The 24,929-nt window shown below is 47.0% G+C and carries 24 protein-coding genes and 1 riboswitch; of the genes, 6 read left to right on the top strand and 18 right to left on the bottom strand.

The window, feature by feature from the left end:
- Positions 1-27 precede the first annotated feature (27 nt).
- Positions 28-513, top strand: a complete 486-nt coding sequence (locus ABGV42_RS20875; RefSeq protein WP_347383503.1) for a hypothetical protein — start codon at positions 28-30, stop codon at positions 511-513.
- 175 nt (positions 514-688) lie between these two features.
- On the opposite strand, the gene ABGV42_RS20870 is transcribed toward ABGV42_RS20875, so the two are convergent.
- From ABGV42_RS20870 to ABGV42_RS20845, 6 genes are all read right to left on the bottom strand, one after another.
- Positions 689-1,330, bottom strand: a complete 642-nt coding sequence (locus tag ABGV42_RS20870; RefSeq protein ID WP_347383502.1) for an NAD(P)-dependent oxidoreductase — start codon at positions 1,328-1,330, stop codon at positions 689-691.
- 225 nt (positions 1,331-1,555) lie between these two features.
- Positions 1,556-2,545 carry a Gfo/Idh/MocA family protein gene (locus ABGV42_RS20865; protein WP_347383501.1) on the bottom strand — a complete coding sequence of 330 codons (990 nt, stop codon included), beginning with the start codon at positions 2,543-2,545 and terminating at the stop codon, positions 1,556-1,558.
- 4 nt (positions 2,546-2,549) lie between these two features.
- Positions 2,550-3,584 (bottom strand): Gfo/Idh/MocA family protein, encoded by a 1,035-nt coding sequence (locus ABGV42_RS20860; RefSeq protein ID WP_347383500.1) that lies wholly within the window; start codon positions 3,582-3,584, stop codon positions 2,550-2,552.
- 48 nt (positions 3,585-3,632) lie between these two features.
- Positions 3,633-5,246: an extracellular solute-binding protein gene (locus ABGV42_RS20855; RefSeq protein WP_347383499.1), complete on the bottom strand. Its 1,614-nt coding sequence runs from the start codon at positions 5,244-5,246 to the stop codon at positions 3,633-3,635.
- Positions 5,247-5,290: 44 nt separating this feature from the next.
- Positions 5,291-6,172: a carbohydrate ABC transporter permease gene (locus ABGV42_RS20850; RefSeq protein ID WP_347383498.1), complete on the bottom strand. Its 882-nt coding sequence runs from the start codon at positions 6,170-6,172 to the stop codon at positions 5,291-5,293.
- A gap of 13 nt (positions 6,173-6,185) precedes the next feature.
- Positions 6,186-7,109, bottom strand: a complete 924-nt coding sequence (locus ABGV42_RS20845) for an ABC transporter permease (protein ID WP_347384446.1) — start codon at positions 7,107-7,109, stop codon at positions 6,186-6,188.
- A 335-nt stretch (positions 7,110-7,444) separates the two neighbouring features.
- On the opposite strand from ABGV42_RS20845, the gene ABGV42_RS20840 reads away from it, so the two are divergent.
- On the top strand, positions 7,445-9,742 hold the full coding sequence (locus ABGV42_RS20840; protein WP_347383497.1) for a helix-turn-helix domain-containing protein: 2,298 nt from the start codon (positions 7,445-7,447) through the stop codon (positions 9,740-9,742).
- A gap of 139 nt (positions 9,743-9,881) precedes the next feature.
- On the opposite strand, the gene ABGV42_RS20835 is transcribed toward ABGV42_RS20840, so the two are convergent.
- Positions 9,882-10,238: a HesB/IscA family protein gene (locus tag ABGV42_RS20835; RefSeq protein WP_095361260.1), complete on the bottom strand. Its 357-nt coding sequence runs from the start codon at positions 10,236-10,238 to the stop codon at positions 9,882-9,884.
- 477 nt (positions 10,239-10,715) lie between these two features.
- Between ABGV42_RS20835 and mqnE the strand changes: the two genes are divergently transcribed.
- Both mqnE and ABGV42_RS20825 read left to right on the top strand, forming a co-directional pair.
- Entirely contained in the window at positions 10,716-11,822 is a 1,107-nt protein-coding gene (mqnE, locus tag ABGV42_RS20830) for an aminofutalosine synthase MqnE (protein ID WP_347383496.1), read from the top strand.
- Between the two features lie 222 nt (positions 11,823-12,044).
- Positions 12,045-13,106 (top strand): NAD(P)/FAD-dependent oxidoreductase, encoded by a 1,062-nt coding sequence (locus ABGV42_RS20825; protein ID WP_347383495.1) that lies wholly within the window; start codon positions 12,045-12,047, stop codon positions 13,104-13,106.
- Here ABGV42_RS20825 and ABGV42_RS20820 read toward each other — a convergent pair.
- A complete protein-coding gene (locus tag ABGV42_RS20820; protein WP_347383494.1) occupies positions 13,103-13,357 on the bottom strand; it encodes a YuzB family protein in 255 nt (84 codons plus the stop codon). The two genes, ABGV42_RS20825 and ABGV42_RS20820, sit on opposite strands and share 4 nt — an antisense overlap.
- Positions 13,358-13,437: 80 nt before the next feature.
- Between ABGV42_RS20820 and ABGV42_RS20815 the strand changes: the two genes are divergently transcribed.
- On the top strand, positions 13,438-13,683 hold the full coding sequence (locus tag ABGV42_RS20815) for a NifU family protein (RefSeq protein ID WP_062324083.1): 246 nt from the start codon (positions 13,438-13,440) through the stop codon (positions 13,681-13,683).
- Between the two features lie 76 nt (positions 13,684-13,759).
- On the opposite strand, the gene ABGV42_RS20810 is transcribed toward ABGV42_RS20815, so the two are convergent.
- The 7 genes from ABGV42_RS20810 to ABGV42_RS20780 form a co-directional block, all read right to left on the bottom strand.
- Positions 13,760-14,542, bottom strand: a complete 783-nt coding sequence (locus ABGV42_RS20810) for an SDR family oxidoreductase (protein ID WP_347383493.1) — start codon at positions 14,540-14,542, stop codon at positions 13,760-13,762.
- A 360-nt stretch (positions 14,543-14,902) separates the two neighbouring features.
- Positions 14,903-15,739 carry a MetQ/NlpA family ABC transporter substrate-binding protein gene (locus ABGV42_RS20805; protein ID WP_347383492.1) on the bottom strand — a complete coding sequence of 279 codons (837 nt, stop codon included), beginning with the start codon at positions 15,737-15,739 and terminating at the stop codon, positions 14,903-14,905.
- 82 nt (positions 15,740-15,821) lie between these two features.
- Complete coding sequence (locus tag ABGV42_RS20800) at positions 15,822-16,481, bottom strand: methionine ABC transporter permease (protein ID WP_347383491.1); 660 nt, start codon at positions 16,479-16,481, stop codon at positions 15,822-15,824.
- 1 nt (position 16,482) lies between these two features.
- Positions 16,483-17,517: a methionine ABC transporter ATP-binding protein gene (locus ABGV42_RS20795; protein ID WP_347383490.1), complete on the bottom strand. Its 1,035-nt coding sequence runs from the start codon at positions 17,515-17,517 to the stop codon at positions 16,483-16,485.
- A gap of 125 nt (positions 17,518-17,642) precedes the next feature.
- Positions 17,643-17,783, bottom strand: a riboswitch (SAM riboswitch).
- A gap of 124 nt (positions 17,784-17,907) precedes the next feature.
- Positions 17,908-18,636 carry a Cthe_2314 family HEPN domain-containing protein gene (locus tag ABGV42_RS20790; RefSeq protein ID WP_347383489.1) on the bottom strand — a complete coding sequence of 243 codons (729 nt, stop codon included), beginning with the start codon at positions 18,634-18,636 and terminating at the stop codon, positions 17,908-17,910.
- 213 nt (positions 18,637-18,849) lie between these two features.
- Positions 18,850-19,788, bottom strand: a complete 939-nt coding sequence (locus ABGV42_RS20785) for a COX15/CtaA family protein (protein ID WP_347383488.1) — start codon at positions 19,786-19,788, stop codon at positions 18,850-18,852.
- 288 nt (positions 19,789-20,076) lie between these two features.
- Positions 20,077-20,421, bottom strand: coding sequence for a thioredoxin family protein (locus ABGV42_RS20780; protein ID WP_347383487.1), 345 nt, complete (start codon positions 20,419-20,421; stop codon positions 20,077-20,079).
- A 119-nt stretch (positions 20,422-20,540) separates the two neighbouring features.
- Here ABGV42_RS20780 and ABGV42_RS20775 point away from each other — a divergent pair, with 119 nt between their 5' ends.
- The gene (locus tag ABGV42_RS20775) at positions 20,541-21,812 is read left to right on the top strand and encodes a DUF2515 family protein (protein WP_347383486.1); all 1,272 of its coding nucleotides are present in this window, start codon (positions 20,541-20,543) and stop codon (positions 21,810-21,812) included.
- Between the two features lie 121 nt (positions 21,813-21,933).
- On the opposite strand, the gene ABGV42_RS20770 is transcribed toward ABGV42_RS20775, so the two are convergent.
- From ABGV42_RS20770 to ABGV42_RS20760, 3 genes are read right to left on the bottom strand one after another with little or no spacing between them, the layout of a single operon-like run.
- Positions 21,934-23,562: a putative polysaccharide biosynthesis protein gene (locus ABGV42_RS20770; RefSeq protein ID WP_347383485.1), complete on the bottom strand. Its 1,629-nt coding sequence runs from the start codon at positions 23,560-23,562 to the stop codon at positions 21,934-21,936.
- Positions 23,563-23,622: 60 nt separating this feature from the next.
- Complete coding sequence (locus tag ABGV42_RS20765; protein WP_347384445.1) at positions 23,623-24,063, bottom strand: DUF456 domain-containing protein; 441 nt, start codon at positions 24,061-24,063, stop codon at positions 23,623-23,625.
- A 54-nt stretch (positions 24,064-24,117) separates the two neighbouring features.
- Positions 24,118-24,867 carry a Cof-type HAD-IIB family hydrolase gene (locus ABGV42_RS20760; protein WP_347383484.1) on the bottom strand — a complete coding sequence of 250 codons (750 nt, stop codon included), beginning with the start codon at positions 24,865-24,867 and terminating at the stop codon, positions 24,118-24,120.
- Between the last annotated feature and the right edge of the window lie 62 nt (positions 24,868-24,929).

Below are 24,929 nucleotides of genomic sequence, written 5' to 3'. Positions count from 1 at the left end.
TTTAGGTTTTTAGAGGAGGGATTAGGGATGAGTTTCTTAAAAGGACTGGGTGAGTTTGCCGGGGAAGTTACCGGAAAAGTGCTGGGCGGTAGTGTGAGGGTTGTCGGTGAGATCGCAGGCAGTCCCTTTATCAAGGAAGTGGGCAATGGTGTAGAGAAAGCTACAATAAATACAGGGAAAACGGTAGGGCAATTAGCAAGTGGTACATATGATCTTGCCAGTGGTGCAATTCGAAAGGATGATGCCGCGGTCGAGGCAGGACTTGCTGATTTGGGAGATGCTGTAACCAACACGGCAAAAGGCGTCGCCGTTTCAGCCAAATATGTGTATAACAGTGGCAAAGACGTTGTCGTAGGCATGAAAGAAGAAGATATGGACCGAGTTAAGCTTGGCGCCAAGCATCTTCTGGCTGCTGCTGCAGTGACTACACTCGCCGTGGGTGTCATCGATGCAGTTGATGGTGCTGAGGATATGAATACGGCGGCCATTGTAGAGCCCACTGATGTGACCTAACCCGCTGTATATTTGTTAAGAATACACGAAGTTCATTCGCTGTAATAAATCTTGATATAACATGATAATCCATACGTCTTGTAACCACCTTGCCGAAAAACTCCATATATACGAAACGGACGCTGATCTATTAAATGATCGGCGTCCGTTTTGGTTTCATGCTTCTTAAACAGGCTTACTTCGCTTCGCCTACAACAGTGAAGCGTTCATTTTTGTGCTTTGCATTTTCAATTTCATCCACGAGGGCAATGGCATAGTCTGCATAGCTGATGTAACTTTTGCCTTCACTGTTCAGAATGATATGATCCTTACCCGTTTGATATTTCCCAGTGCGTGCACCTTCGGGATTGAAGAAGCTTGCCGGGCTAAGGAATGTCCATTGAATTCCGGAGGATGCTTGCAGATCCTGCAGGTTTTCCCCTTGGTTTGTTGCTGTTGGTTTGTATGCATCAGGGAATCCTGGCGCATCAACGACACGCAGGGAGTGCGTCTCATCAGTGAACAAGCTGCCTGCCCCACCGATTACGATCAGGCGAGTTTGAGGAGCATCTTTCAGAATGCTGATCAGAGCCTCTCCCACTTCCACATGCAGATGTTCTTTCCCGGCTGGTGCGCCGAATGCATTAACAATAACATCGAACGCCTGAGCGTCCTGCGCAGTAAGATCGAATACATCCTTTTCCAACACGTTCAAGCTTTTATCTTCCACTTTGGATGCGTTACGTACAATTGCAGTTACTTCATGGCCTCTGTCCACCGCTTCTTTCAGGATTAGATTGCCTGCTTTGCCTGTTGCGCCAATAATTCCGATTTTCATTATAATCTCTCCTCTGAGGTTGAACGATTTTGGGATAACTTATATTGTAACTATATTAGTTACAACTAATTTTGTCAACTATCCCTCGCTGTAAAAAATGATCATTTCGTCAAAACAAAAAGACCCTGATAGGTTATCCATTACAGACGTTCCTCATCATTACGGGTCTAAAATTTAGGTTTCACCAATATATTATTGCCTGTGCCGATCTCCTTGTCCGTTCTCTTACTTCATCGTTACTTTGCCTTCTTTCCGGATCGACTCATATGCAGCCAGAGCAATTGATGCGGCCTGTAAACCATCTTCCCCGGGGACGGGGACACTTTTCCCAGCTATGAGTGAGTCCACAAAATCCTGCAGCATATAATAATTCATACGCTCTCCCCAATAGCTCCACCTCGCTTTACCCTCTAGATCGCTGTATACCTCATTCGTCTGCGCAAAAGCATCCATATGTATGACGCCTTCTGTACCGATGATATCCAGCTTCACGTCTCCCCAGAACGGATAGCTCCGGTTTCTTGACCAGCTTGTATCAATGAACGCAATTATTCCCTGATCGAATTCGATATGCACCATCCCCGAATCTTCCACTTCCAGATCATGAAACAGGTGCCCTTGCTCCGCATATACCGCTAGCGGTTCCCGCTTAAATAACCACCGAAGCAGATCAGCTACATGCACCGTATGATCCAGAATCGCGCCTCCGCCAGATAGAGAAGACTCCACAAACCACCCCTCTGGTGCTGTCCCGCGATTGTATCCCTTAACCGCAATCACTTGCCCAATTTCCCCTCGTTCCAGCGCCCTCTTCGTCTCCAATACGGCAGGCAAATACCTGCATGGGAATGCAGTCATCAGTTGTACCCCGTATTTGGAACAGATTTCGATCATAATCTTCATTTCATCCATGCCCACTCCAAGCGGTTTTTCACATAAAATATGCTTGCCCGCGCGGGCACTTTCCATAACCATACTCGCATGATTCACGTTTTCTGAGCATATAATTACGGCTTCTATCTCAGGAAGCTGCAGCATGCTGCGATAATCTTCATAATACGAGATGCCCTCATGTTCAAGAAGCTTCTGAACACGCTCCCTGTTATCATCAGCGATGGCAACGACCTCCGCATTCTCAATCGCGATAAGCTCCCGATAATAGCTGAAGGCATGAGAATGAGCGAAGCTAATCATGCCAATACGCAGCTTTTTCATCCGATTAATCCCCCTTTACCTCAAAACCCAACATGTTTACAGGCTGCCCGCTATGAGCAGATTCGAGTGCAGCCCGCACAATTTTGGACGCAATACACGCATCCTGGAACGTGACCTCGGGCTGAGATCCGGACTGGATACTTTGGATGAAATGAGACAATTCACGGTCATAGGCAGTTTCAAATTCTGGACTTTTCCGTGAAACGATAGGTGAATGTGTCCCTCTCTCATCTGTGCCTGTCGTTAATATTGGTTCCGTTGCTGCCCCAACCTGACGGATCATCACGGATTTGGACTCCTCGGAGTTTACATGAACGATTCCCTGATCCCCTGCGAATTCGATCGCTGTCTGGAAAGGCCCCGGATACCCCCACATTCCTTCCAGATTGGCGATGGCTCCCTGTTCAAATCTCAAAGTCACCCAAGCATAGTCCAGATGAGTCAGGGTTCTGCGCTGTGCATACACGGAACGCACCTCTCCAAGCACACTGCGCATATAATCGATGTCATGGATCATCAGATCCATAATGACACCACCGCTGTCCCTCTCATTGTTGTACCAGTTCTTTATCAGCCCTGGATGGGGCCCGATACGTCTGGCATGGGCGACCCCGGGTTTTCCTATTACACCAGCCACAATCTGACGGGCTGCATCAGCATAGGCAGGGAAAAAGCGGCCCACATGCGCAACCAACAACTGCACTTTATTCGAACGACAAATGACATCCATCATTTCAGCTTCTTTGGCTGTTGAACTAACCGGTTTCTCACAGATCACATGCACACCCGCTTCCGCGGCCATAACCGTATACGTACAGTGCAGAGTGGTAGGTAGACAGATGCTCACCACATCCGGGCGCCCTTCATTCAACAGATCCTCGAATCGATTGTACGCCCTCGTTCCGCATGCAGCGGCCAGTCTGTCTGCATCGTCTTTCTCCACATCACAGACACCAACGAGTTCAACCTCTTTCAATTTGGCATAACTTTTGGCATGAACGGTTCCCATTGTTCCACATCCCAGTACAGCAACTCTCACGTATCTCCCTCCTCAAGACAATCCTTTGTTCAAACCCTCGTTTCGTGCCTATTCTGTCTTATATCTGTCATAAGCTGCTTGATATACCTTCATATACTCTTCCAGCCCCATCTTGTTTAGGGTATTCACATACTCTTCCCACTGATCAAAACTTGCACTACCATTCACAAACTTCGCTTCCATTTCGGTCACGTAATCCTGTATGTCTTTGCCGACAGAGGACATGAACTCAGATTCTTCCTGTGTGAAGTTAAAGTTGTACCAGATGTCTTCCACGGCATGATCTTTTGCCTTCTCGGCTGCCTCTAGGGAGCTTGGCAGTGTTTCCGAACCTTTGAAATAATCTTCCTTGACCAAGCCTGGATAGCTTCCGCCGAGCCAAGTGAAATATTGGGCCAGAGCCTGATCTTGGGTCAGGCCATCCGGATTTGCGGTGATATCCTGCGTATACTGCAGATTTCCGTCTGCATCCTTTTCATAGGTTTCTCCCTCTTTACCCATAAAGTAGAGCAGGGCTCCTTCATCACTGTAGAAATGATCCATCCAGCGGATGGTTGCTTCCGGATTCTCATTTTTGTCCGTTATAGCGAAGGCTCCCACATGTACCATAGGCACTTTTACATGGGAATACAGCTGTTCGCCATCCGGGCCTTTGAGGGCACCAAGACCGATGAAATTCTTCTGTCCCATAACCGTTTCCGGATTGGGTACCGTTGTCGCGCCAAGCGTTCCGGCCTGACCTTTGGCATTCAGGGCTCCACCATCCAGTGTGAATATTTCCGGATCCAGCAGTCCTTCCTGATGAAGCTTGTTCACATATTGCAGTACTTCCTTGTACTGAGGCAATGTTTTGGTGAAGCGAAGCTCACCTGTTCCGGGTTCCACATCAACCAGCTTGTGTCCAAGACCACGGTTACCAAGGCCCCATGCTCCTTTGACATGATCAATAATGCCCGTGATGCCTGTTGCGCTAAAAGGAATCTCATCGTTTTTGCCGTTACCGTTGAGATCTGTCGTTTTGACGGCTTTCAGATATTCATAAAAACTCTCGGTTGAATCCGGTTCTTCCATGTTCAGCTGCTTCAACCAATCTTCATTAATCCAGAGCGGTGCACCAATCAGCATGGATAGCAGAGCTGGATCATAAAAGGACGGCATTGAATAGATGTTTCCATCAGGCATCGTCAACCCTTTCTGAATATCGGGGTACTGCTCCATTAATCTTTTAAAATTCGGGGCATACTCATCAATCAAATCATTGAGTGGAAGAAAAACACCCTGGGCACCATAACGGGTCAATTCATCTGAAGTCACACGGGCAGAGTAAAATACATCCGGATAATCCCCGCCTGCCAGAGCGAGGTTCCGCTTCTCGGTCAGTGTCTCAAAAGGAACAAGGTTGAAGTTTACCTTAACGTTCGACATCTCACTATATGTTTTCCAGATCAGCGTTTCTTCGAATTTGCTCCCGTTGGTGGTCGATTTCCCGGTGAAAAAATCCAGTTCTATTGGCTCCTTTACGACCGGCATGCCTGTAGCGTTCAGATTGGCCTGTCTTTCCTGACCCTGCTCTGCAGGCGTCTCTTCTGAACTACATCCAGCCAGTAACCCCGCTGTAATCACGATGGATAAGGTCAAGCTGCCCCATTTTTTAAACAACATCCTTCATGCACTCCCTTATAATAAAATGAATTATGAACTATGGTTTAGCCTTTCACCGCACCAATCATGACCCCTTTAATGAAGTACTTTTGCAAAAAGGGATACAGAATCAGCATAGGTAAATTCGTAATGATTACAGCAGCATATTTGATGGCTTCCGCATCCATCATGCTTCTCGCCAGGGAATCGTCACTGATATCCACCATCTCCTGCATCTGCCCCTGAACCAGGATTTCGCGTAAAAACAACTGCAGCGGATACTTGTCCCGGTCTGACAAATAGATCAGGGCATTAAAATAACTGTTCCAGTGGCCCACGGCGTAAAAGAGAACCATTACGGCCAGTACGGGCCCTGACAGAGGCAAGACAATACGAGTGAGTACCTTCATGTTCGAACAGCCGTCCATAAAGGCCGCTTCCTGAATTTCCTTTGGTATGGAATTCTGAAAGAATGTCTTCATGATCAGCATGTTCCATACGGACAATGCCGACGGAATAATCATGACCCAAAAAGTGTCCAGCATACCCAGGTCTTTGATCAGCAGATAGGTTGGAATCATGCCTCCACTGAAAAACATGGTAAACACAATTAAAATGGTAAACACCGTTCTCCCTTTAAAATCTGTTCTGGATAGCGGGTATGCTGCCGCAATGGTCATCACCAGATTAAGCATGGTTCCGGCGACCGTGTACAACAAGGTGTTCCCATAGCCCTTCATCAGTTCGCTATTCGCAAACAGACGTTCATAACCAACCAGCGAGATGTTCTTGGGCCAGAGCCACACTTCACCGCGCATCACGTTTTCCGGATTACTAATCGATGCAATTCCCACAAAAAACACGGGATACAACACCACTACAGATACCAGCACAAGAGCAGCATAGATCATCCATTCGACTGCCCGGTCACCACGACTTTGCGCCATCCCCTCACCTCCCTTACCATAGACTGCTCGAACTGACTTTGCGGGCGATCCGGTTCACCGTCAGCAGCAGTATAAAATTGATAACTGAGTTAAACAAACCAACAGCTGCAGAATAACTGTACTGCGCACCCAAAATACCGCTGCGGTATACATTGGTTGCGATAACATCGGATGCCTCCATATTCAACGCGTTTTGCATAAGGAATACCTTTTCAAACCCGACGCCCATGATGGATCCTACATTTAGAATCAAAAGCACAACCATAGTCGGGGCAATCCCCGGAATGTTCACATGCCAGATTCGCTCAAGCCTGGTTGCGCCATCCACCTTAGCTGCATCATGCAGCTGCGGATCTACTCCGGCAAGTGCCGCCAAATAGATGATCGAGCTCCACCCCATCGTCTGCCATACACCTGACCACACAAATATACTCTTGAACCAACCCGGTTCCGTCATGAAGGAAATGGTTTCTCCGCCAAGAGCCGTGATTGCCAGATTAATTAATCCACTGACAGGAGACAAAAACATCATAATCATGCCCACCATGACGACAGTAGATAAAAAATGAGGCATATAGGTCACTGTTTGCACAAATCTTCTGAACTTCCCGGATCTAATTTCATGGATCATTAACGCCAGGAGAATGGGAATAGGGAAACCAACAATTAATTCGTACAAACCAATACCAAGCGTGTTTTTCATGATTCGCCAAAAATAAAAGCTGTCAAAGAACCGTTCAAAGTGTTTGAATCCCACCCATGGACTTCCGGTAATGCCTTTATTCGCGATAAAGTCCTTAAACGCAATCTGCACACCATACATGGGTACATAATGAAACACAACAAAGTAGATGATGACAGGCGAGAATAATAGATACAAATCCCAATTTCTACGAAACGAATGGAAACGGTATTTCTTCGCACGGCTTCCACTCACTCGACTCCCGCGTGCCTGCTCGTTAACGGATGTCGTCTGTTTCAAAATCAGCAATCCCCCTTTTTGCCTGCCTCATCACGATGGGCTCGGCTGCAAATCGAATGTTACAGCCCTTCGATGCGATTGGGTATAAACCGTTTTTGGGATTCTGGTCTATCCTTGCGAAATTTACCTAATTCGTGATTTTTCCTGAAAAAACAGCCATTTTCGCAAAAAAAGTATAGCCCCTTTTTACAGTGCGTTCATATTTTGCTCCCTGCGTTTTAACAGTTCACGCGTAGAATGGGCCAGATAATCTTGTTCTCTCTAGAAGAATGAAAATGAGGGGTTGTCTTATGAACTGGATCATGAATAAAAAACGAACCCTGTTTTTCAAAATATTTGTCAGCTTTTTGGCGATTATCTCGCTGTTCTGCCTATTCTATATTCTGATTTATTATGTATTCAAAACGAGCCTGCAGGAGGAAATCGTTCAAAGCAGTCTCAATGAAACGAACAACACCGCGGAACGATTCTCTAATCATATGGAACAAATTCAGATTATGCTGTTCCACGTGTACAACAATCAGGATCTGGTATCTTTTAATAGGCAATTGCAGAGAGTTGGCTTTCAAGAGGCAGACTATCTAAAGGCCAAAAATGTAATGAAGGACATTCGGGGATATGTATACAATTCGTTGTTTTTGCTGGAAGATGTTATCGTCCACTTTCCTAAGGAACACTTTGCATTTGGTAAATCAGGCAGCGGCAGCTCGGATTACATGTTCAACACATCCTATCGAAGCAATATCTATCCATTGGAACATTGGGAGACACTCACCACGGAGCCCCATACATTTCTGATCTCGCCTGCAGCATCCTTTCAAATGAACGCAGGTTCTCCCGAGAGCAGGCATCTGCTGCCGTATACGTTTAAGAGCCCCGGCAGTCCTTATCAGATCATTGCAATGATAGATATCCAGAAAGCAGTTCAGTCCTTTTTCGGCACCACGGACGGACACACCTTGATCATTACGGACCATCAGAGCCACATCCTTTATCGCTCGGGTTCAACGCCAGGGGAAGAAGCGATACCCGTTTTCCAAGATGGAGAAACGACACGCAAGGAGAATGGGAGATATTATTTCAAGGCAGAAGGTGCTGACGGGCTCATGTATATCACATCACTGGAAGATACACGCATTGCAGACCAGCTGCAGCGATTGACCGGTTACATGGTTCTTATCTTTGTTTTTTCACTTTTGGCAGCAACGTTGGTATCCCTCTATCTAAGCCGACGCCTACATACGCCGGTTAAGCATATGCTATCCTCGCTGCTGGACCGTACTTCACTGAATAAAGCCGATGAAGTCGGGCAGGAAGAGAGTCACATTTTAGAATATGATCTCATTCAGAGCAGGATTGGGGAGCTAAAAAAAGAGAAAGATACGATCGTGGCCAAACTTAATCGCCAGAACGCCATTCTAACCAACTACTCCTATATGAACCAGTTGAAGAACATCAATACTGATCTTAGCGAGTGGAACGATTTTCTTGCGGATGGAGGAAGTTATCAGCTTGTTTATTACGACATTCGTTTTCGGATTTCGGAAAATGGAAGTATGCCTCTTGATCGGGAGCGAGCGGTGCGTCACTTGTTGGATTACATTCATCTGCTAACGAAAGAACGGTTCCATGCCAATCATACGTTCCAGATGGAAAAAAACGAGATTGTCTCCGTATTGAAGGAACCCTCTCCCTTCCAGCTTCAAGCACTGCTTGAACAGCTCAAAGCAAGTCTTGATGAGGAAAAACATTATTATGTCGTGACCATTTGTACCCTTCCGGCTATGAATCAACCGACTAAATTCAGTGAAACCTATCAGCAATTACGGGATCTGGCTTCATCGGCTCGCTTGCTAGAGGAAACCCAACTAATCAGCGGAGCCCGTCCCCTGCCCAATGTGGACCAGCCTCTGGTGAAACGGGGACGCGAGCTTGATCAGGCACTTCAGGCACTGGAAGAAGACAACTGTATGGATTGGATACGTCAGGCATTCGCATACTTCGTCAAAAAAGATGCCAGTGTACTTCAATTCAGACAATTAGCTCTCGATATAACGAGTCATATCGTTGAATTTTTGGATCAACAGCTCTCTTATAAAGCCACGGGCGTACCCCTGAGTGAATGGGAAAATGCTCTTCAGGACTGCCATTCACAGGATGATTATGAGACTGTTTTCAAGCACATCGTTAGCTCTGTCCTTGCCATCATGCGAGACAGCAAACTTCCCGCAACGGAAGAACCAACCATCGCCATGTTTTACGAAATCATAAACTCCCATTACATGGAGGATATTTCACTTGAGTATTTGTCAGCGAAACTGAATCTGTCAACGACGTATCTGTCCGTGTATATCAAAGATAAAACCGGCATCAATTTTAGCGAGCATCTGCAAACAATCCGCATGCGCAAAGCATGTGAACTGCTGGCTACGACAAATTGGACCATCAATGAAATCAGTGTCCGCGTGGGATACCAGAACATTACTTCCTTTAATCGCATTTTCAAAAAGACAACTGGCATCTCGCCTGGTACCTATCGGAAACAGCATCTTATGGAAATTCACCAGCAGCAGAAGCATGTAGATTGAGAAATTAGGCATTAAAGCAGTTGAATTTGATTTTGTCTTGTGGTGAGGAATGGGTTTATCTGCCCGTTAGGAAAACATAAAAAAGCGCAGTCCCAACGATTAATCCGCTGGAACTGCGCATGTTTTATTTTGTATAGTCTTAACAATCTTTATCCGGTACCCCAGCTTCTTCTCTCGTGCGGAAAGAAGATCCGCAGCCGCATGTCGCGACCGCATTCGGGTTATGGATGGTGAAACCGCCGGACATGCCGGATTCTTCAAAATCAATTTCAAGACCATTCAGATATTTCAGGTTCTCCTTCTCGACTACAACCTTCATATCGTGAATATCCATATAAATATCCTCATCGGATTCTTTATCATCAAAGCCCATGGCGTACGAAAATCCGGTACAACCACCCGGTGCTACGCCCAGACGCAGGAACATGTCAGGTGTCTCTTGCTGTGAAAGCATCTCTTTCAATCGCTCGGCAGCTGTCTCGCTGATGTTAATCATGCCAGGTCACTCTCCTTTTCATTAACTCTTCCTTAAATTATACTCCACCCCGTCAAGAGGCTCAAGCCATGTTTATCCCGATTTCCGTGTCCCTCCTCAGCTCCTTTTTCTTCCCAGTGTATTGAACCCCCGGGACACGAGGTTTATAATGGTTAGGTGATCGCTCTGAAATGTCGGTATTTTGTCATGACTTCTTTAAGATGATGATCATATATGGAGTTGTAATTTTTTTCACATTTCGAGACTGCCACGCAGTCCCCAATGCATATAGAGTCATCAGACTCAATTTTAGATTTTACATCCATGATGCAAAAACCTTAAAAGAAAAATTCAGCTTTACACATGCAGCATATGCTGCACCGGGTAATGGAGAGTTAGTCCGATAAAGAGGCGGCAGATGACCGCATCTTTTTTATGTAGTTCTGCAAGCAAGTCCTACATTCAACTCAAATCCGGTTAAGAACAGGAGGAAACAAAATGTCTACATTGGTAACACCGTTCACAGACAAAAGAATGGCGGAAATCGTTGAGAAAGTGCAGAACGGCGTAAGGTTGAGTGTAGAAGACGGCGTATATCTGTATCAAACGGATGATTTGCTGACTCTCGGCCAACTGGCCAATGAGGTCAACCTGCGGAAGAACGGCAAGAAAGTGTATTTTATTGAAAACATGAGTCTGTACTTCACTAACGTTTGTGAAGCACACTGTGCTTTTTGTAATTTCCGCAAAGACCAGGGTGAAGAAGGCTCCTACACTTTGTCGGGAGAGGAAATGATTGAGTACGTAGAACAGCATATTCATCCAGGCGTACGCGAGTTCCATATTGTAGGCGGACATAACAACCATGTTCCCTTTCAATATTATGTCGATTCCCTGCGGGCTTTAAACGAGAAATATCCGGATGTTACACTTAAGGCCTACACGGCAGCAGAGATCGATTTCTTCACCCGCATCAGCGGGCTTAGCATCAAGGAAGTGCTGCAGGAATTGCAAAAAGCAGGTCTTAAATCACTGACTGGCGGCGGTGCCGAGATTCTGTCAGACGAATACCGCAAAAAAATGCGTGTCGACAAAGCAAACGTGGATCGCTATCTTGAGGTACACCGTACTGCTCATCTTCTGGGCATGCGTACACATACGACAATGCTGTACGGATCGATTGAATCGTACGAAGATCGTGTTAATCACATGGCTCAAATTCGTGAGCTGCAGGATGAAACCAACGGTTTCATGGTATTTATCCCGCTCTCCATGCAGCCTAAGAGCAAAAATGCCAGCATTATGCGCCGCAACTCGGCGTACGAGGATCTTAAAACGATTGCGATTAGCCGCCTTATGCTGGATAATATTGACCACATTAAAGCATACTTCATTAACATCGGCCCACAATTGACCCAAGTTGCCCTTGGATTCGGTGCTTCGGATGCACATGGCACCATCGTTCGCGAACGAATTAGTCATGCCGCAGGTGCGTTAACACCTGAGGGCCTCACCCGCAAAGAGCTCATATGGCTCATTAAGGGCGCTGGACGCATTCCGGTGGAACGCGATACCTTCTACAACGAAATTCAAGTATATGAATAAACCTGCTGCATCGTCTCGATAGCATCTTTCATCCATACAAAGGAGAATGGCCCTTCGAATCGATGCATCACGTTGGTATAATACCTCTAATTTTAAACTCCAAAATTTTCGATATAATAATTAAAATAAAATAAAACAGAAGGAGCAGCTATGTGAATGCATAGCTGCTCCACAGGTTACAGCCCCGATCATACGGGACTGATGCAGAAAGGAAGCCGAGTCATGAAAAATTTCGTCATTCTCGGGGGCGGCTATGGCGGCCTCACGATCATCAAGGAACTTCTGGAAGGCAAAATTCCGTCAGATACACAAATTGTGTTGGTGGACCGGAGCCCCTTCCAGGGATTGAAGACTGAATATTACGCACTCGCAGCAGGAACCGTATCCGACTATGACCTGCGCATCCAATTTCCAGTCCATGAGAAAGTCACTTACCGTTATGGAGAAGTCACTTCGATTGATCTGGAACAGCGTCAGATAGAATTTGAAGGCCAGGATCCTTTGGAGTATGACAAGCTCGTCATCGGACTCGGCTGTACAGACCGTTTCCACAATACGCCAGGAGCTGAAGAATACAGCTGTACCATTCAAAGTTTTAGCAAAACGCGGGAAACCTACCTCCGCCTGAACGAAGTTAAAGCTTACGGGCACGTGCATATTGTTGGCGGTGGATTGAGCGGTGTCGAGATCGCTGCCGAACTTAGAGAGAGCAGACCTGACCTGAACATTAGTATTCTGGACCGTGGTGAGCGAGTATTATCGGCTTTCCCGCAGCGATTGTCTGCTTACGTGCATGAGTGGTTTAACGAACATCAAGTGGAGACACGTGGACATGTCGCAATTTCTCGTCTTGAGGGGAACGCCATCTTTAACCGGGATGAAGAAATTTTGACGGATGCTGTAGTATGGACAGCCGGTATTCAGCCAGTCAAAGTCGTACAGGATCTTGACGTTACAAAGGACCCTCAGGGCCGGGTTGTACTGAATGATTATTATCAAATTCCTGAATATACAGATGTTTATGTTGTCGGTGACTGTGCCAGTGTACCTTATGCACCAAGCGGTCAGGCTGCAGAAGTACAGGGTGAACAGATCGCTCATATTCAGCATGCCCTCTGGAAAGGCGAAAAGCCCAACCCGCAGCCGCTCAAGCTTCGTGGCACGCTCGGTGCACTCGGCAAGAAGGCTGGGTTTGGGCTGATGGGCAAAACGTCCATGATGGGACGTGTGCCTCGTATATTGAAAAGCGGCGTGCTCTGGATGTCCAAGCGCCATCTCGGTTAGTCGAGATCGAGCTCGTCCCAGGCATCGGCTTCGGCAATTTTGGCCAGAATGGCGTTATATAAATCCTCTACTTTGTCTGTGATGACAATTTCACCATTGACTAGCGCAAAAGGAGTCATATAACATTGGCCACAGTTGCTGAGGCAGCCGTATTCAATCACATCATAGTCTGGATTCTCTTCGAGTTGCTCCATGACTTCATCTGTGCCAAAATGCATATTGTTAGCACAAAATTCAATAATCGGTCTCATGTAGGTTCACCTGCTTTGTTTGACCATTTTATTTTACGGCCATTTGTAATATAATATATAGAGGAAAGGAGTTGAAAAATATGAGCGAAAACGCACAAAGCACCATGTATGATGAGGTATCTGACGTGCTTGACAAACTTCGTCCGTTCCTGCAACGCGATGGCGGTGACGTGGAACTGGTCGACGTGGAGGACGGCATCGTTAAGCTGAAACTGGTCGGTGCCTGCGGCAGCTGCCCAAGCTCCACCATTACCCTAAAAGCCGGGATTGAACGCGCCCTTCTTGAAGAAGTTGACGGTGTCGAAGAAGTCGTACAAGTATTCTAATCAATCCTTCACGAAATAAACCTCAAGAGCCTTTCGCTTCATTTGAAGCGGAGGGCTCTTTTTTTGTGCGTCTCCTCTATTGTCCCTCTTCACGCTGGATAGTTGGACGTATGGGATCGAGCCCGCCCGAAACATCCATAATGTTGCCTGTTATAAAATCGGAGTGATCCAGACACAAGTACGTAATCACCCGCGCAATATCTTCACCGCTGCCGGGACGTCCCCGTGGCGTTTCCTGATCGGTTATGCCAGCTATTTCATCAATGGTTTTTTCTTTATTGGCTCCCCGGATATCACCCGGACACACCATATTCACCGTAATGCCGTAAGGAGCCTCCTCCACAGCAAGCGTCTTCGTAAAGGATACCAGACCTACCTTCGCAGCAGCGTAAACTGCACGATGAGGCCAGGATCGCGCCTCTCCCGCATGGCTGAAACCAAAATGAATAATTCGGCCCCACTTTTTGCGTCTCATCTCTGGAAGCACTCGTTGATCCAGAAGCATCGGGCCCAGCAAATTCCCCTGTACCAGCATCTGAATTTCACCCTCGGTATACTCTGCAAACAATCGGCGTTCGCGGACAAAAGGCCCTGCGTTATTCACCAAAATATCTATACTGCCCAGTTCGGCTTCAACCTGTTCTACCAACATGGCGATGTCTTCCGTTTTGGAAATGTCCGCTTGAATGGCAATGCACTGTACACCCTTCGCCGTGATCTGGGCCTGAAGTGCTTCGGCTTCGGTACGGCTGTGCACATAATTCAAGGCAATATGGCATCCCTGATCTGCCAGACGGAGAGCCGTCATTTTTCCAAGACCTTTGGCACTTCCCGTTATGAGGGCAATCTTCCCCTTCACGTCCATCCCCCTCTTCAAAGAGCAGTCACTCATTCAGTATAAAAGATTTATCATCCCCTCACAACTCGCTTATTCTTTCAGGGAATAAAACCCTTTTAAACCTAAAAAACCTTGATCGGAATCCGTCTCTTATGTTAATGTCGATTAGTCTCAAGAAGCAGATGAGCGGCAATACACCGATCAGAATGAATTATCCTACTATCGTAAGTCGGAAAAAACATCTTCTGAGAACAAACCGTAGCGATTGAATGGATGACACGACCAATTCAAATACAAAAAAACGAGCAACTCTTCATTAGAGATGCTCGGCTTTTTTCGTACATTACTCAACTCGAAATTAAGTAATATTGAATGGGCAATTTAGAACGCAGGCTCAACTGCACCTTGGTAACGTTCCTTAATGAATGTTTTAACCGCTTCGGAATTCAGGGCAGCAGCCAACTTCTTGATGGCATCTGCATCCTTGTTGTCTTCACGGGCAACGAGAATGTTAGCGTAAGGGTTACCTTGCAGCTCCTCGATAAGCAAAGAATCTTTCTCCGGGTTCAGGTTAGCTTCAAGTGCATAGTTGGCATTAATGAATACCAGATCTGCTTCATCCAGCTGACGAGGCATCATGGCTGCATCGAGCTCAATAATATCCAGGTTCTTCGGATTAGCTGTAATATCCTGAATTGTGGATGCAATGTTCGCATTGTCTTTCAGCGTAATGATCCCTTCTTTTGCAAGCAGCAGCAGTGCACGACCACCGTTGGACGGGTCATTTGGAATGGCTACTTTGGCGCCGTCCTGCAGCTCATCCAATGATTTGATCTTTTTGGAATAACCTGCAAAAGGTTCAACATGGACAGGTGCTACAGTAACGAGGTTAAAACCACGTTCTTTGTTTTCTGTATCCAGGTAAGGCTGGTGTTGGAAAAAGTTTGCATCCAACTGTTTGTCCGCCAGTTGCTGGTTCGGTTGAACATAGTCATTGAACGTTACAACCTGCAAACGAATACCTTGAGCCTCCAGCTCAGGCTTGATGCTCTCCAGAATTTCAGCGTGCGGCGTAGGTGAAGCTCCAACTTTCAGTTCCACCGTACGCGGTGCGCCCGCTTCATTATCTGCGCCGCTATCCGAATCTTTGTTGTTTCCGCAGGCAGCAAGTACCGCAATCAGCATCAAGCTAAGCAGTGCAAAAGACCATTTTTTCATGTGTAAAACCCCTTCTCCAATAAATTTTGTTGCATCTTCGCATTCATTCCGTAATGAATGGATGCAAAATGCTATCTATGTGTTATTTCCGGGTGAACAGCTTAACCAGTTGATCGCCAAACATTTGCAGAACTTGTACGAGAATAACCATGAATGCAACGGAAATAATCATGATTTCATATTGGTAACGGAAGTATCCATAGTTAATTGCGAGTGTTCCAAGTCCGCCGCCGCCGACCATGCCGGCCATGGCAGTATAAGATACCAGCGTGACAATGGTAATCGTAATTCCCGCGAGAAGACCGGGTAGCGCCTCGGGAAGCAGTACGCGTCTTACAATCTGCCCGGTGGATGCTCCCATGGCCTGAGCCGCTTCGATAACGCCACGGTCTACTTCACGCAGGGTAGTCTCAACCAACCTTGCGAAGTAAGGCGCTGCCGCGATCACGAGCGGCGGTATGACTCCAAGTACGCCAGTGGCTGTACCAACCAGTGAACGTGTAAATGGAATGAGGGCAACAATCAAAATGATAAATGGTACTGACCTCAGAATATTAACAACGATGGATAACACGGTGTAAATCGTTCGTGACTGGATGGAAGCCGATCTTGCAGTCATAAATAGCAGAACACCCAGCGGCAATCCGATGATGATGGTGAACAAACCGGACGCTCCCAGAATTTGCAATGTTTCAATGGAGGCCTTGCCGATCTCTTCCCAGCGTACAGATGAAAAATCCATATTAACGAAGCACCTCCACATCAAGCCCTTGCTCTTTCAATTCATGCACAGTCCGGTGAATCGCGTCAGAATCGCCTTCAAAGCGAACGGTCAATTGTCCGTATGGAATCTGTTTGATCCTTGAGATGGTTCCTTGCAAAATGGCAAAGTCCACTCCGGTCTGACGAACGGTTCTGGACAGAATAGCTTCATACGTCTTCTCACCCAAAAATGAAATTTTGACCAATTGAGAACGACCATCCTGCTGCACGGTTCCACCCGCATGTATCAGGGCTTCTTCTTCCAATAAAAGCTCAGACTCCTGATCACGCTGCATGAAGTCACGCGTGATGGCATGCTGCGGTTTAAGGAAAACATCCGTTACAGGGCCTTGTTCCACAATTCCTCCCTGATGAATGACAGCAACTTGATCACAAATGCTCTGAATGACATGCATTTCATGCGTGATCAAAACAATCGTCAGATTGTATTTCTGATTGATATCCAGCAGCAACTTCAGGATCGAAGCTGTCGTCTGTGGATCAAGGGCCGATGTGGCTTCGTCACATAGCAGAACGGCTGGATCACTGGCAAGTGCACGGGCGATACCAACTCTTTGTTTCTGTCCGCCTGATAGCTGTGCTGGATACTTGCTGCTGTGATGCTCCAAACCAACAAGAGTCAACATTTCCTTCACCTTGCGATCAATTTCAGCCTTAGGCGTATTCACCAGCTTCAGCGGAAAAGCAACATTGTCATATACCGTAGCGGAGGATAACAGATTAAAATGCTGAAATATCATGCCAATCTTGCGTCTTTGCTGCTGCAGATCTGTTTTGCTGAGACTGGTCAGGTTCACGCCGTCCACCCATACCTCACCAGCTGTTGGTCTTTCGAGCAGGTTGATACACCGGATCAACGTACTTTTCCCTGCTCCGGAGTGTCCGATTACTCCGAATATTTCACCTTTGCCGATCTTCAGATCCAAATCGGCTAGTGCTGTCGTTTGTTTTGAACCTCTGCCATACGTCTTGGTTAATCCTTTTAATTCGATCAATATGACTTCTCCTTCCCACCGCCTACATGTATCTTTACCCGAATGAAAGGAAAACTCCCCTCTGACATATAAAAAAGAGCCCCTTTGCAGAAACAAAAAGGGCTCTTCACACGAAAGAATATACCTTCTCATCTGCCAAAATCGTGCTTTGCACCATTTTGTAGGAATTAGCACCTAACATCTATAAAGTATGACTTGTTGTCATGTCATTATAAATCGGTTGCCGGGCTTCATCGGGCCTGTCCCTCCGCCGCTCTCGATAAGAAATATTAAATTTATAAGTTCAGTGGTAAAATGTAAATGGTTATGCATGTTAATGTCATGTAACGCTTAATTAGAAACTCAGTATAATCCAAGTATTCCGCTTTGTCAAAGGTAAATATTTCACAATTACTTTGCCAGCTCGGACATGCCCTGCTTGTGCCACATCCTGTTGATGTAACCATATGCCGCTTTTAGCGTTTCGCAAACCATATCGACGCCCTGACGCATTTCCTCCAGGTGCTGATCCAGATCTTCGAGCTTCACTTTCCCCTGCAAGGTCTGATGGAGCTGCCACAGATCATCCTGCATCTCGGAGTTCATGTAGTGAATCTCCATATTCCGCCGTTTGCGCAGTTTGCTCATCGGTTCCCGGTAAGCATCCTTGATTTTGATTAATTCAACAGCAAGATCATTATGCATTTTGGCATAGCCAAACTGTCTCAGTACGGTAAAATACGAAAAATGGGATTTTACATTAGACGTGTTCAAATTAAATATTTCATTCAATACCGTGCCCGTCTTGTCGAGAATCGCAAAACAACGAATGAATCCATCTTTGTAAAAGTACACGTAACGGGCATACTCTGCCTTCTCTTCAATGGTCATATCATCGGTGGAGCCAGCCCTGACCTTCTGGCGAAAGTGGGAAGCAGCGAAACAGGCCTGCTCCAGCTCATCCAGTGAGGAGATCAATCCCTGCGTCCATACGTAAAGTTTGCGATAATCGTGAGTCGGGTCCTGATTCAAATCCAGCTGTCGTTGTAAAAGTCCCAGCGTCTCCACCATGGACTCGATCGCTTCTTCCAATACTCCCTCATTCTGGCGCGGCAATTCACCCAGCAACGTTCGCAGCATATACAGCCTCCTCTTTCCACTCTGCTGATCAATATGATGATTTATAATATTAAACCTAATCGGAATCAGAGTAAACGTATGGTCGCTGCTTGACATTAGGGTGCCCTGACCCGCCTGACATCAAACAAAGTCCACCTGTCCAATGATGTACATCATTGGATGGTGGACTTTGCATTTGGAAACCGCATGAACGGCTGAACATTCAATAAAATGTTAGAAACGATCAGCTGGCCGATGAAGCTTGTACACCAGAAAACTCATATAGGTTAGTATACCGAACAGTATGGCGATATCAAGCATGTGAGCCAGAGCCACGAACATGTACACTTCCGGACGGTTGATGGTAAGCATCATGCCAAAACCAATCAGTACTTGAAGCAGAATGAGCACCACAGACACTACGCCCAACGCCCGAAGTTCCGTGTTATCCGGATGTTTACGATATGCATAATGTCCCAGGATCGCAATCACAATAACAAGGGAGGCAGCGGCTGCTCGGTGAGCAAAGGCTACGGCCACGCCACCGGACAGTTCAGGTATGATCTGGCCATTACAGAGCGGGAAGCCAGAGCAGCCCCCAGCGGAGTCGGTATGACTCACAAAGGCCCCTGTGTATACCACAAGATATGTGTAGATGGTTGAGAACCACACCAGGTTGCGGAAGTTTTTGCTAACCCGTGGGTACTTGTTTAACCTTTCGAGGCCACCATGACGTGCCTCCTGCCTAATACCGAGAGCCATCATCAGGGAACTGGCAAAGGCAATCAGGGCAAAACCGAAATGCAGCGCCATGACCGCCGATGATTGGGAGAAGACGACGGCAAAGGCCCCCATGATTCCCTGGATAATAACGAAGATTAACGTTAAGAATGAAAACAATTGCAGATCACGACGTGATTTGCCATATCGTAGGAATGCAACAAAAGAGGCAATGGAGAGCAATCCTGCCAATGCGCTGACCGCGCGATGCGAATATTCAATCAGTGAGGCTACAGTATGTGCAGGAACGAGTTTACCATTACATAAAGGCCACTCCGTGCCACACCCTAGTCCCGATTCCGTTTTGGTAACGACCCCACCGCCGAACGTAGCCAAGAACATAACAAGACAAGTTAATACGGTTAACCATTTAAACAAGGTTAAGTGCTTCAATTTTTTCTCACCCGCTGTTGGTTTAAGATGGCGAAGAACGATCTCTCCGCTTGTTTCGATACTTTGACACTTATTTCACAACTAAATTCATTATACCGGATAAATGTGTCATTGACGCCTCGCTTTGTGACAAAATGTTAACGTCTGTCGATAGATTGACCAGCAAGTCATCCCTTTCATATGTACCTTTTTATTGTCCCCCGAAAATGCAAAAATAAAAACGCCATTTCCTCTTTTCTAGAGAAACGGCGCTCATTGGAATTCACAGATGAATTCACTCGTCTGCCTTTATTTATGAATCGTGTTGTACACTTCAACTGCACGCTGCAGAAATTGCTCAATCTCTTCTCTCGACTTGCGAAGTTTGTTCACGTAGCGAACCAGTTCGCGGCCATCGGTGTATGCAACAAAGCTTGGAATACCCAAAATATTTTGTTCCTCACTAACGGTACCCACCTGGTCCACATCCACCTCAACCAGCGTTAAAACGCGAGCAAATTTTTCCTCTACTTCAGGCATAAATGGATCAATGTACTTGCAATCCCCGCACCAATCTGCCTTAAATACCGCTACGGTAAGCCGAGGGGATTGAATGGCCACATCAAACGCAGGTTTGGATGTAATCTGTTCCATGACAACATCTTCCTTTCTGTACCTTGTCTTATCCTTAGTGAAGCAAATTGCCGAGTGGAAGTCAAATATTCAGCACATACTTAGTTTAAAACCAACCATGATGAAAGGATGGCAAGCGTATGACTCCCACCAGAAACGCTGCTCTATCCCGTGATTCGCTCTTCCGTATTGTTCGTTCCATTCCTGGAGCCGCCAGAGAAGTATGGCGTGGCAAACAGGCTGCATGGCAGGCTTCTGGCCAGCTTCGTCATCCTTCGCGTGATTTGGCTTGGGATGCTGAAATGGCTGAGACGCTGAAGGGGGAAGTTGAACGTCTGTTACCCGGTACGGAGACAGCTTCGGCCCGCCATGCCAAAAGTGCCCCAGTATGTGAAGAGGATTGCATCATTCTGGAAGAAATTAAAACCCTGACGATCGAAAATAATCGGAGCAACATCACGCGTACGGCAGCCTATCTGGCGTGTTATGACCAATATCCCGAGCTGCATTGGGCCCTGCTTGCCCATTTGGTCTCCCGCAATGGCGGTTATCATATGACCGATCTGCAGAGCAACCTGATGCATAACCTGCAAAACCAGACGGATAGAGAACATATGTATCGGTTGCTTGAGCGCTGTAATGCGCTCATTTTCCAAGATGCCTATCCTCAGCTTCTGCTCTACATGAACAGCAGGCGAATCGGGCGCAGCTGCTTCCACCTGCTGTCCCATTTTCATGTATCGGCGTTCATGACACCGATCTGGGAGCGGTTCTGGTTGGACCGGTGCAGTTCCCTGCTTAGTGTGGCATTAATTATTAATGAGCAAAACTATATTGAGAGCCGGGTTGTACAGCATCCTTATTTTCAAAAGGAAGTATTGTCCAAGCCTGCATTTCACTTGCACAATCTCGCCGGGCTTAATCATATTGTGTTTCCACTTGGCCGCGGGAAAGGACTCGCCGGTAGGGTGATCGAACATTTCGGCAGGCTGGACGAGCGGATCATGTTTGGCAAAAGCCTGTACGCTATGCTATTTGGCATTGAGCAGGTGTACACACAAGTGTTGGAGTTTGCCCGTTCCGTTCCCCATAGAGGTTCGCGGGCTGAATATTGGCCGGGTTTATTCACAACGAGCTTGGAGGGAGCAGCAGATTCGAAATTCTACAGTCAGGAACTGCTGGAACGTGAATGGATGTCTGAAGGTGGGCGATTATACAGCCCAGAGCTGCTCACCGTATGGAAAGACACGCCATATGAACCGATTACGAGAAAGGACTGGCTGCAGAATCGGGATAGTCTTGGACACCTCAGCGCACCGCGTCGTCCCTGGTTATTTGAAATGAGCCATGAACATCGATATGGGATGCTCAAAACGGCCGTTGCCCATGATGCCAAGGCTTTACTGCATTAAGTGTCCTAGGATATCCCTTTGATCGAATTCGGTTGTTTTTACAATAAAAATTAAAAAAGCCCTGTCCGCTTATGCAGCAGACAGAGCTTGTACTCATTTTACAAAATTTTCAGCTTATAACCTATGCTCTCTGACCCGTACCACGCTGGAGACGCATAAGCGGCCGCAGTATCTTTTGCAGAATACGCGGGTAGCTGCCAAGTTCATCTCTGCGCAATACGCGAAGGATGACAAGCATCACCAGGTATACTGCTACAACAAGCACACCGACAACCAAACATGTCATGAGGAAGGAAACTCGTGCTGGCAGAAATAAGCCAAAGATCCAATTACCAGCCCAGTTGGCGCCAAAACCGATACCTGCAGCAAGCAGGACGGTCACGACGAACCCGATCCAGCGATCACCCATGATCGAGAAGTTTACGATTTTTCTCAGTACTCGCAGATTCAGATACGTAATCACCAGGAAACATAACGCTGTTCCGATGATGATCCCATAGATGCCAAACATCGGAGCCAGGATTAGACTTGCCACAAATTTTACGATAATTCCTGCAGCTACACTGATCATCGTAATCCGTGGTTTACCAACACCAAGCAAAATGGAGTTTGTGGTCATCATGGTAATTTGGAAAATGGTGCCAAAAGTCAACAACGTAATGATCGGTGTTCCATCCAGCGTACTGAACAGCAAACCATTCACCGAATAGGCTGCTGCACACAGGGCAATGACAATCGGCATGCCTGTCAGAATCGAAATGCGCATCGCAAGCGTAATTTGATTTTGCAGATGGGCCTCATCTTTGCGTGCAAAAGCTGCCGAAATGACGGGAACGAGCGATTGGCTTAACGCAATGGCCAGAATGGGCGGAATCCCTGCAATACTTTGAGCTTTCGCACCAAGAATGGCGAGCACCCCTGTGGCCTCTTCCAGCCCAATGCGGCCGCTGAGTAGCGGGACCACAAGCGATGAATCGATAAAGTTAATCGCCGGAACCGCAAGAGACGATAACACAATGGGAATTGATAGTTTAAAGATATCACTGTAAATCCCTCGCATCGGCAGTTGCTCTGCACGCACAACGTTCAATTGTGCGGCACGGTCACTGCGGCGCAGCTTCAAGGTGAAGTAGAGCATCACGGCAAAGGCACCGATGCTACCTAGTACACCACCGAATGAAGCTCCTGCAGCGATCGTTCTATCATCATAATTCCATTGCAGCATGACATACGCCACGATAATGGCTGTACCTACGCGGGCAAACTGCTCCACAATCTGTGAAATGCCGCCTGCCGTCATATTGCCGCGTCCCTGGAAGTAACCACGCATCATGGCAATAGCCGGGAAGAGCAGCAGCGCCGGAGCAAGAGCCCGAATCGCGCTAACCGCTTCCGGTACCTTGGATACATACGTTGCATAATAAGGTGCTGCAAACCACAGTAAGGCTGACATAACAACCCCGGCTACCGCAGCAAAGATCAAGGCAGCCTTATAGATTTGCTGTGCTTCTCCCGCACGTCCAAGCGCGTAACGTTCAGACACCATCTTGCTGAGCGTGCTTGGAATTCCCGCAGTAGCGACAGTTAACAGCATTAAGTATACCGTATTGGAGATGGTAAACGATGCGTTACCGATATCGCCAAGGATATGCTCCAGCGGCACGCGCTGCACGAGACCAAGTACTCTGGCAATGAGTGCAGCTGCCGCCAGAATGAGCGTACCCTTAATGAATGTTTCCTTCTTAGACAAACTAATTCCCCTTCTTTCCCCCACACGGACGTGCATCCGGTTGAAGCCAATCCCGAACGTCTATGCGAATCTTGCCACCCAGATAACAAACAGAACAATCATTACGATTTGCAAAATAATTTTCATTACCGTACTGGTAAACAAACCGACGACAGAACCGAACCCTACCTTCGTAGCCTTGGAAGGTGAAGATCCGCCGATCAATTCCCCGATAAATGCACCGATAAATGGTCCAAGTACCAACCCGAATGCCGGAATGACAAATGGACCAATAATGACACCAATCGTACTCAGGGTTGTGGATAGCTTGGAGCCTCCAAACTTCTTAACCCCCCATGCACTAACCACATAATCAGCTACGAACAATACCACCACGATTAGAATCTGGAAAATCCAGAACCATACGCCGAACGGATCGAAACTGAAGAACCAGCCATAGACCAGAAAGGCGAAAAAGATCGCTATAGCTCCAGGCAGTATCGGGTATACCGTTCCGGCCATCCCTACTGCAAACAAAAGCACAATTAAAATCCAGCCAACGGTTGCAAGCAAAGGTTATTCCCCCTTCAAAATGTGCTCACGAATAACTTCCACAATTCCATCTTCGTTGTTGCTCGCCACAATCAGGTCAGCGGCTTCCTTCACTTGTTCCTGTGCGTTCCCCATGGCAACGCCCAAACCTACCGCCTCGATCACGGCCAGATCGTTCAGACTATCTCCGACTGCGACGACTTCGGACATTTCTATCCCCAGCAGTTTGCAGACTTCAGCCACGCCACTCGCTTTCGAAATGCCAGCCGGGTTAATCTCAATATTAACAGGTGAGGAATTCGTCATTTGAAGGCCTCCCAGCTGCTGCAATTCCATCATGATCTGATGACGGACTTCATCAACTTCGGTGTTGAAACCAAATTTCAACCATTCCAGTCCCTCAATATTGTCCGTCCAACGATCTCTGTTGAACAGTTCCTCTACGGAATATGCCCAGTACCAGCTGTTATATTTCTCACCAATCTCCTGCATGGTACGGATTAAGGCCGGGTCCATCAGATGACGAATGTGCAGGTCATGCGGAGCTTTCCAGACTTCACTGCCATTCACCGTAACCATCGGCGTTTCCAGTCCAAGCTGTACCGCATACGGCATCGCATGGAATACGGCTCTTCCTGTGGACAGACACACGTGCACCCCGCGCCGAATGGCAATCTGTATCCACTTGGCGGTTTCCTGGGTTATTTCATGGTTATCGTTGAGCAATGTTCCGTCCATGTCCAGCGCCAGCAATTTGTATTTAAGTTCACTCATGCAGTATTCCTCCTCAGTTGTCTCTCTCTCTAAATATCCCTATCCAAACTCTCACAAAAAGA

The sequence above is a fragment of the Paenibacillus pabuli genome, assembly GCF_039831995.1.
GTDB lineage: Bacteria > Bacillota > Bacilli > Paenibacillales > Paenibacillaceae > Paenibacillus > Paenibacillus pabuli_C.
This window is presented reverse-complemented; position numbering and strand designations above follow the sequence as displayed.

What these genes read in the sequence shown, in the direction of transcription:
- ABGV42_RS20875 (WP_347383503.1), top strand. Translation starts at nt 28, where the DNA reads ATGAGTTTCTTAAAAGGACTGGGTGAGTTTGCCGGGGAAGTTACCGGA.
- ABGV42_RS20870 (WP_347383502.1), bottom strand. Translation starts at nt 1,330, where the DNA reads ATGAAAATCGGAATTATTGGCGCAACAGGCAAAGCAGGCAATCTAATC.
- ABGV42_RS20865 (WP_347383501.1), bottom strand. Translation starts at nt 2,545, where the DNA reads ATGAAAAAGCTGCGTATTGGCATGATTAGCTTCGCTCATTCTCATGCC.
- ABGV42_RS20855 (WP_347383499.1), bottom strand. Translation starts at nt 5,246, where the DNA reads ATGTTGTTTAAAAAATGGGGCAGCTTGACCTTATCCATCGTGATTACA.
- ABGV42_RS20850 (WP_347383498.1), bottom strand. Translation starts at nt 6,172, where the DNA reads ATGGCGCAAAGTCGTGGTGACCGGGCAGTCGAATGGATGATCTATGCT.
- ABGV42_RS20840 (WP_347383497.1), top strand. Translation starts at nt 7,445, where the DNA reads ATGAACTGGATCATGAATAAAAAACGAACCCTGTTTTTCAAAATATTT.
- ABGV42_RS20835 (WP_095361260.1), bottom strand. Translation starts at nt 10,238, where the DNA reads ATGATTAACATCAGCGAGACAGCTGCCGAGCGATTGAAAGAGATGCTT.
- mqnE (WP_347383496.1), top strand. Translation starts at nt 10,716, where the DNA reads ATGTCTACATTGGTAACACCGTTCACAGACAAAAGAATGGCGGAAATC.
- ABGV42_RS20825 (WP_347383495.1), top strand. Translation starts at nt 12,045, where the DNA reads ATGAAAAATTTCGTCATTCTCGGGGGCGGCTATGGCGGCCTCACGATC.
- ABGV42_RS20820 (WP_347383494.1), bottom strand. Translation starts at nt 13,357, where the DNA reads ATGAGACCGATTATTGAATTTTGTGCTAACAATATGCATTTTGGCACA.
- ABGV42_RS20815 (WP_062324083.1), top strand. Translation starts at nt 13,438, where the DNA reads ATGAGCGAAAACGCACAAAGCACCATGTATGATGAGGTATCTGACGTG.
- ABGV42_RS20805 (WP_347383492.1), bottom strand. Translation starts at nt 15,739, where the DNA reads ATGAAAAAATGGTCTTTTGCACTGCTTAGCTTGATGCTGATTGCGGTA.
- ABGV42_RS20800 (WP_347383491.1), bottom strand. Translation starts at nt 16,481, where the DNA reads ATGGATTTTTCATCTGTACGCTGGGAAGAGATCGGCAAGGCCTCCATT.
- ABGV42_RS20790 (WP_347383489.1), bottom strand. Translation starts at nt 18,636, where the DNA reads ATGCTGCGAACGTTGCTGGGTGAATTGCCGCGCCAGAATGAGGGAGTA.
- ABGV42_RS20780 (WP_347383487.1), bottom strand. Translation starts at nt 20,421, where the DNA reads ATGGAACAGATTACATCCAAACCTGCGTTTGATGTGGCCATTCAATCC.
- ABGV42_RS20775 (WP_347383486.1), top strand. Translation starts at nt 20,541, where the DNA reads ATGACTCCCACCAGAAACGCTGCTCTATCCCGTGATTCGCTCTTCCGT.
- ABGV42_RS20765 (WP_347384445.1), bottom strand. Translation starts at nt 24,063, where the DNA reads ATGGCCGGAACGGTATACCCGATACTGCCTGGAGCTATAGCGATCTTT.
- ABGV42_RS20760 (WP_347383484.1), bottom strand. Translation starts at nt 24,867, where the DNA reads ATGAGTGAACTTAAATACAAATTGCTGGCGCTGGACATGGACGGAACA.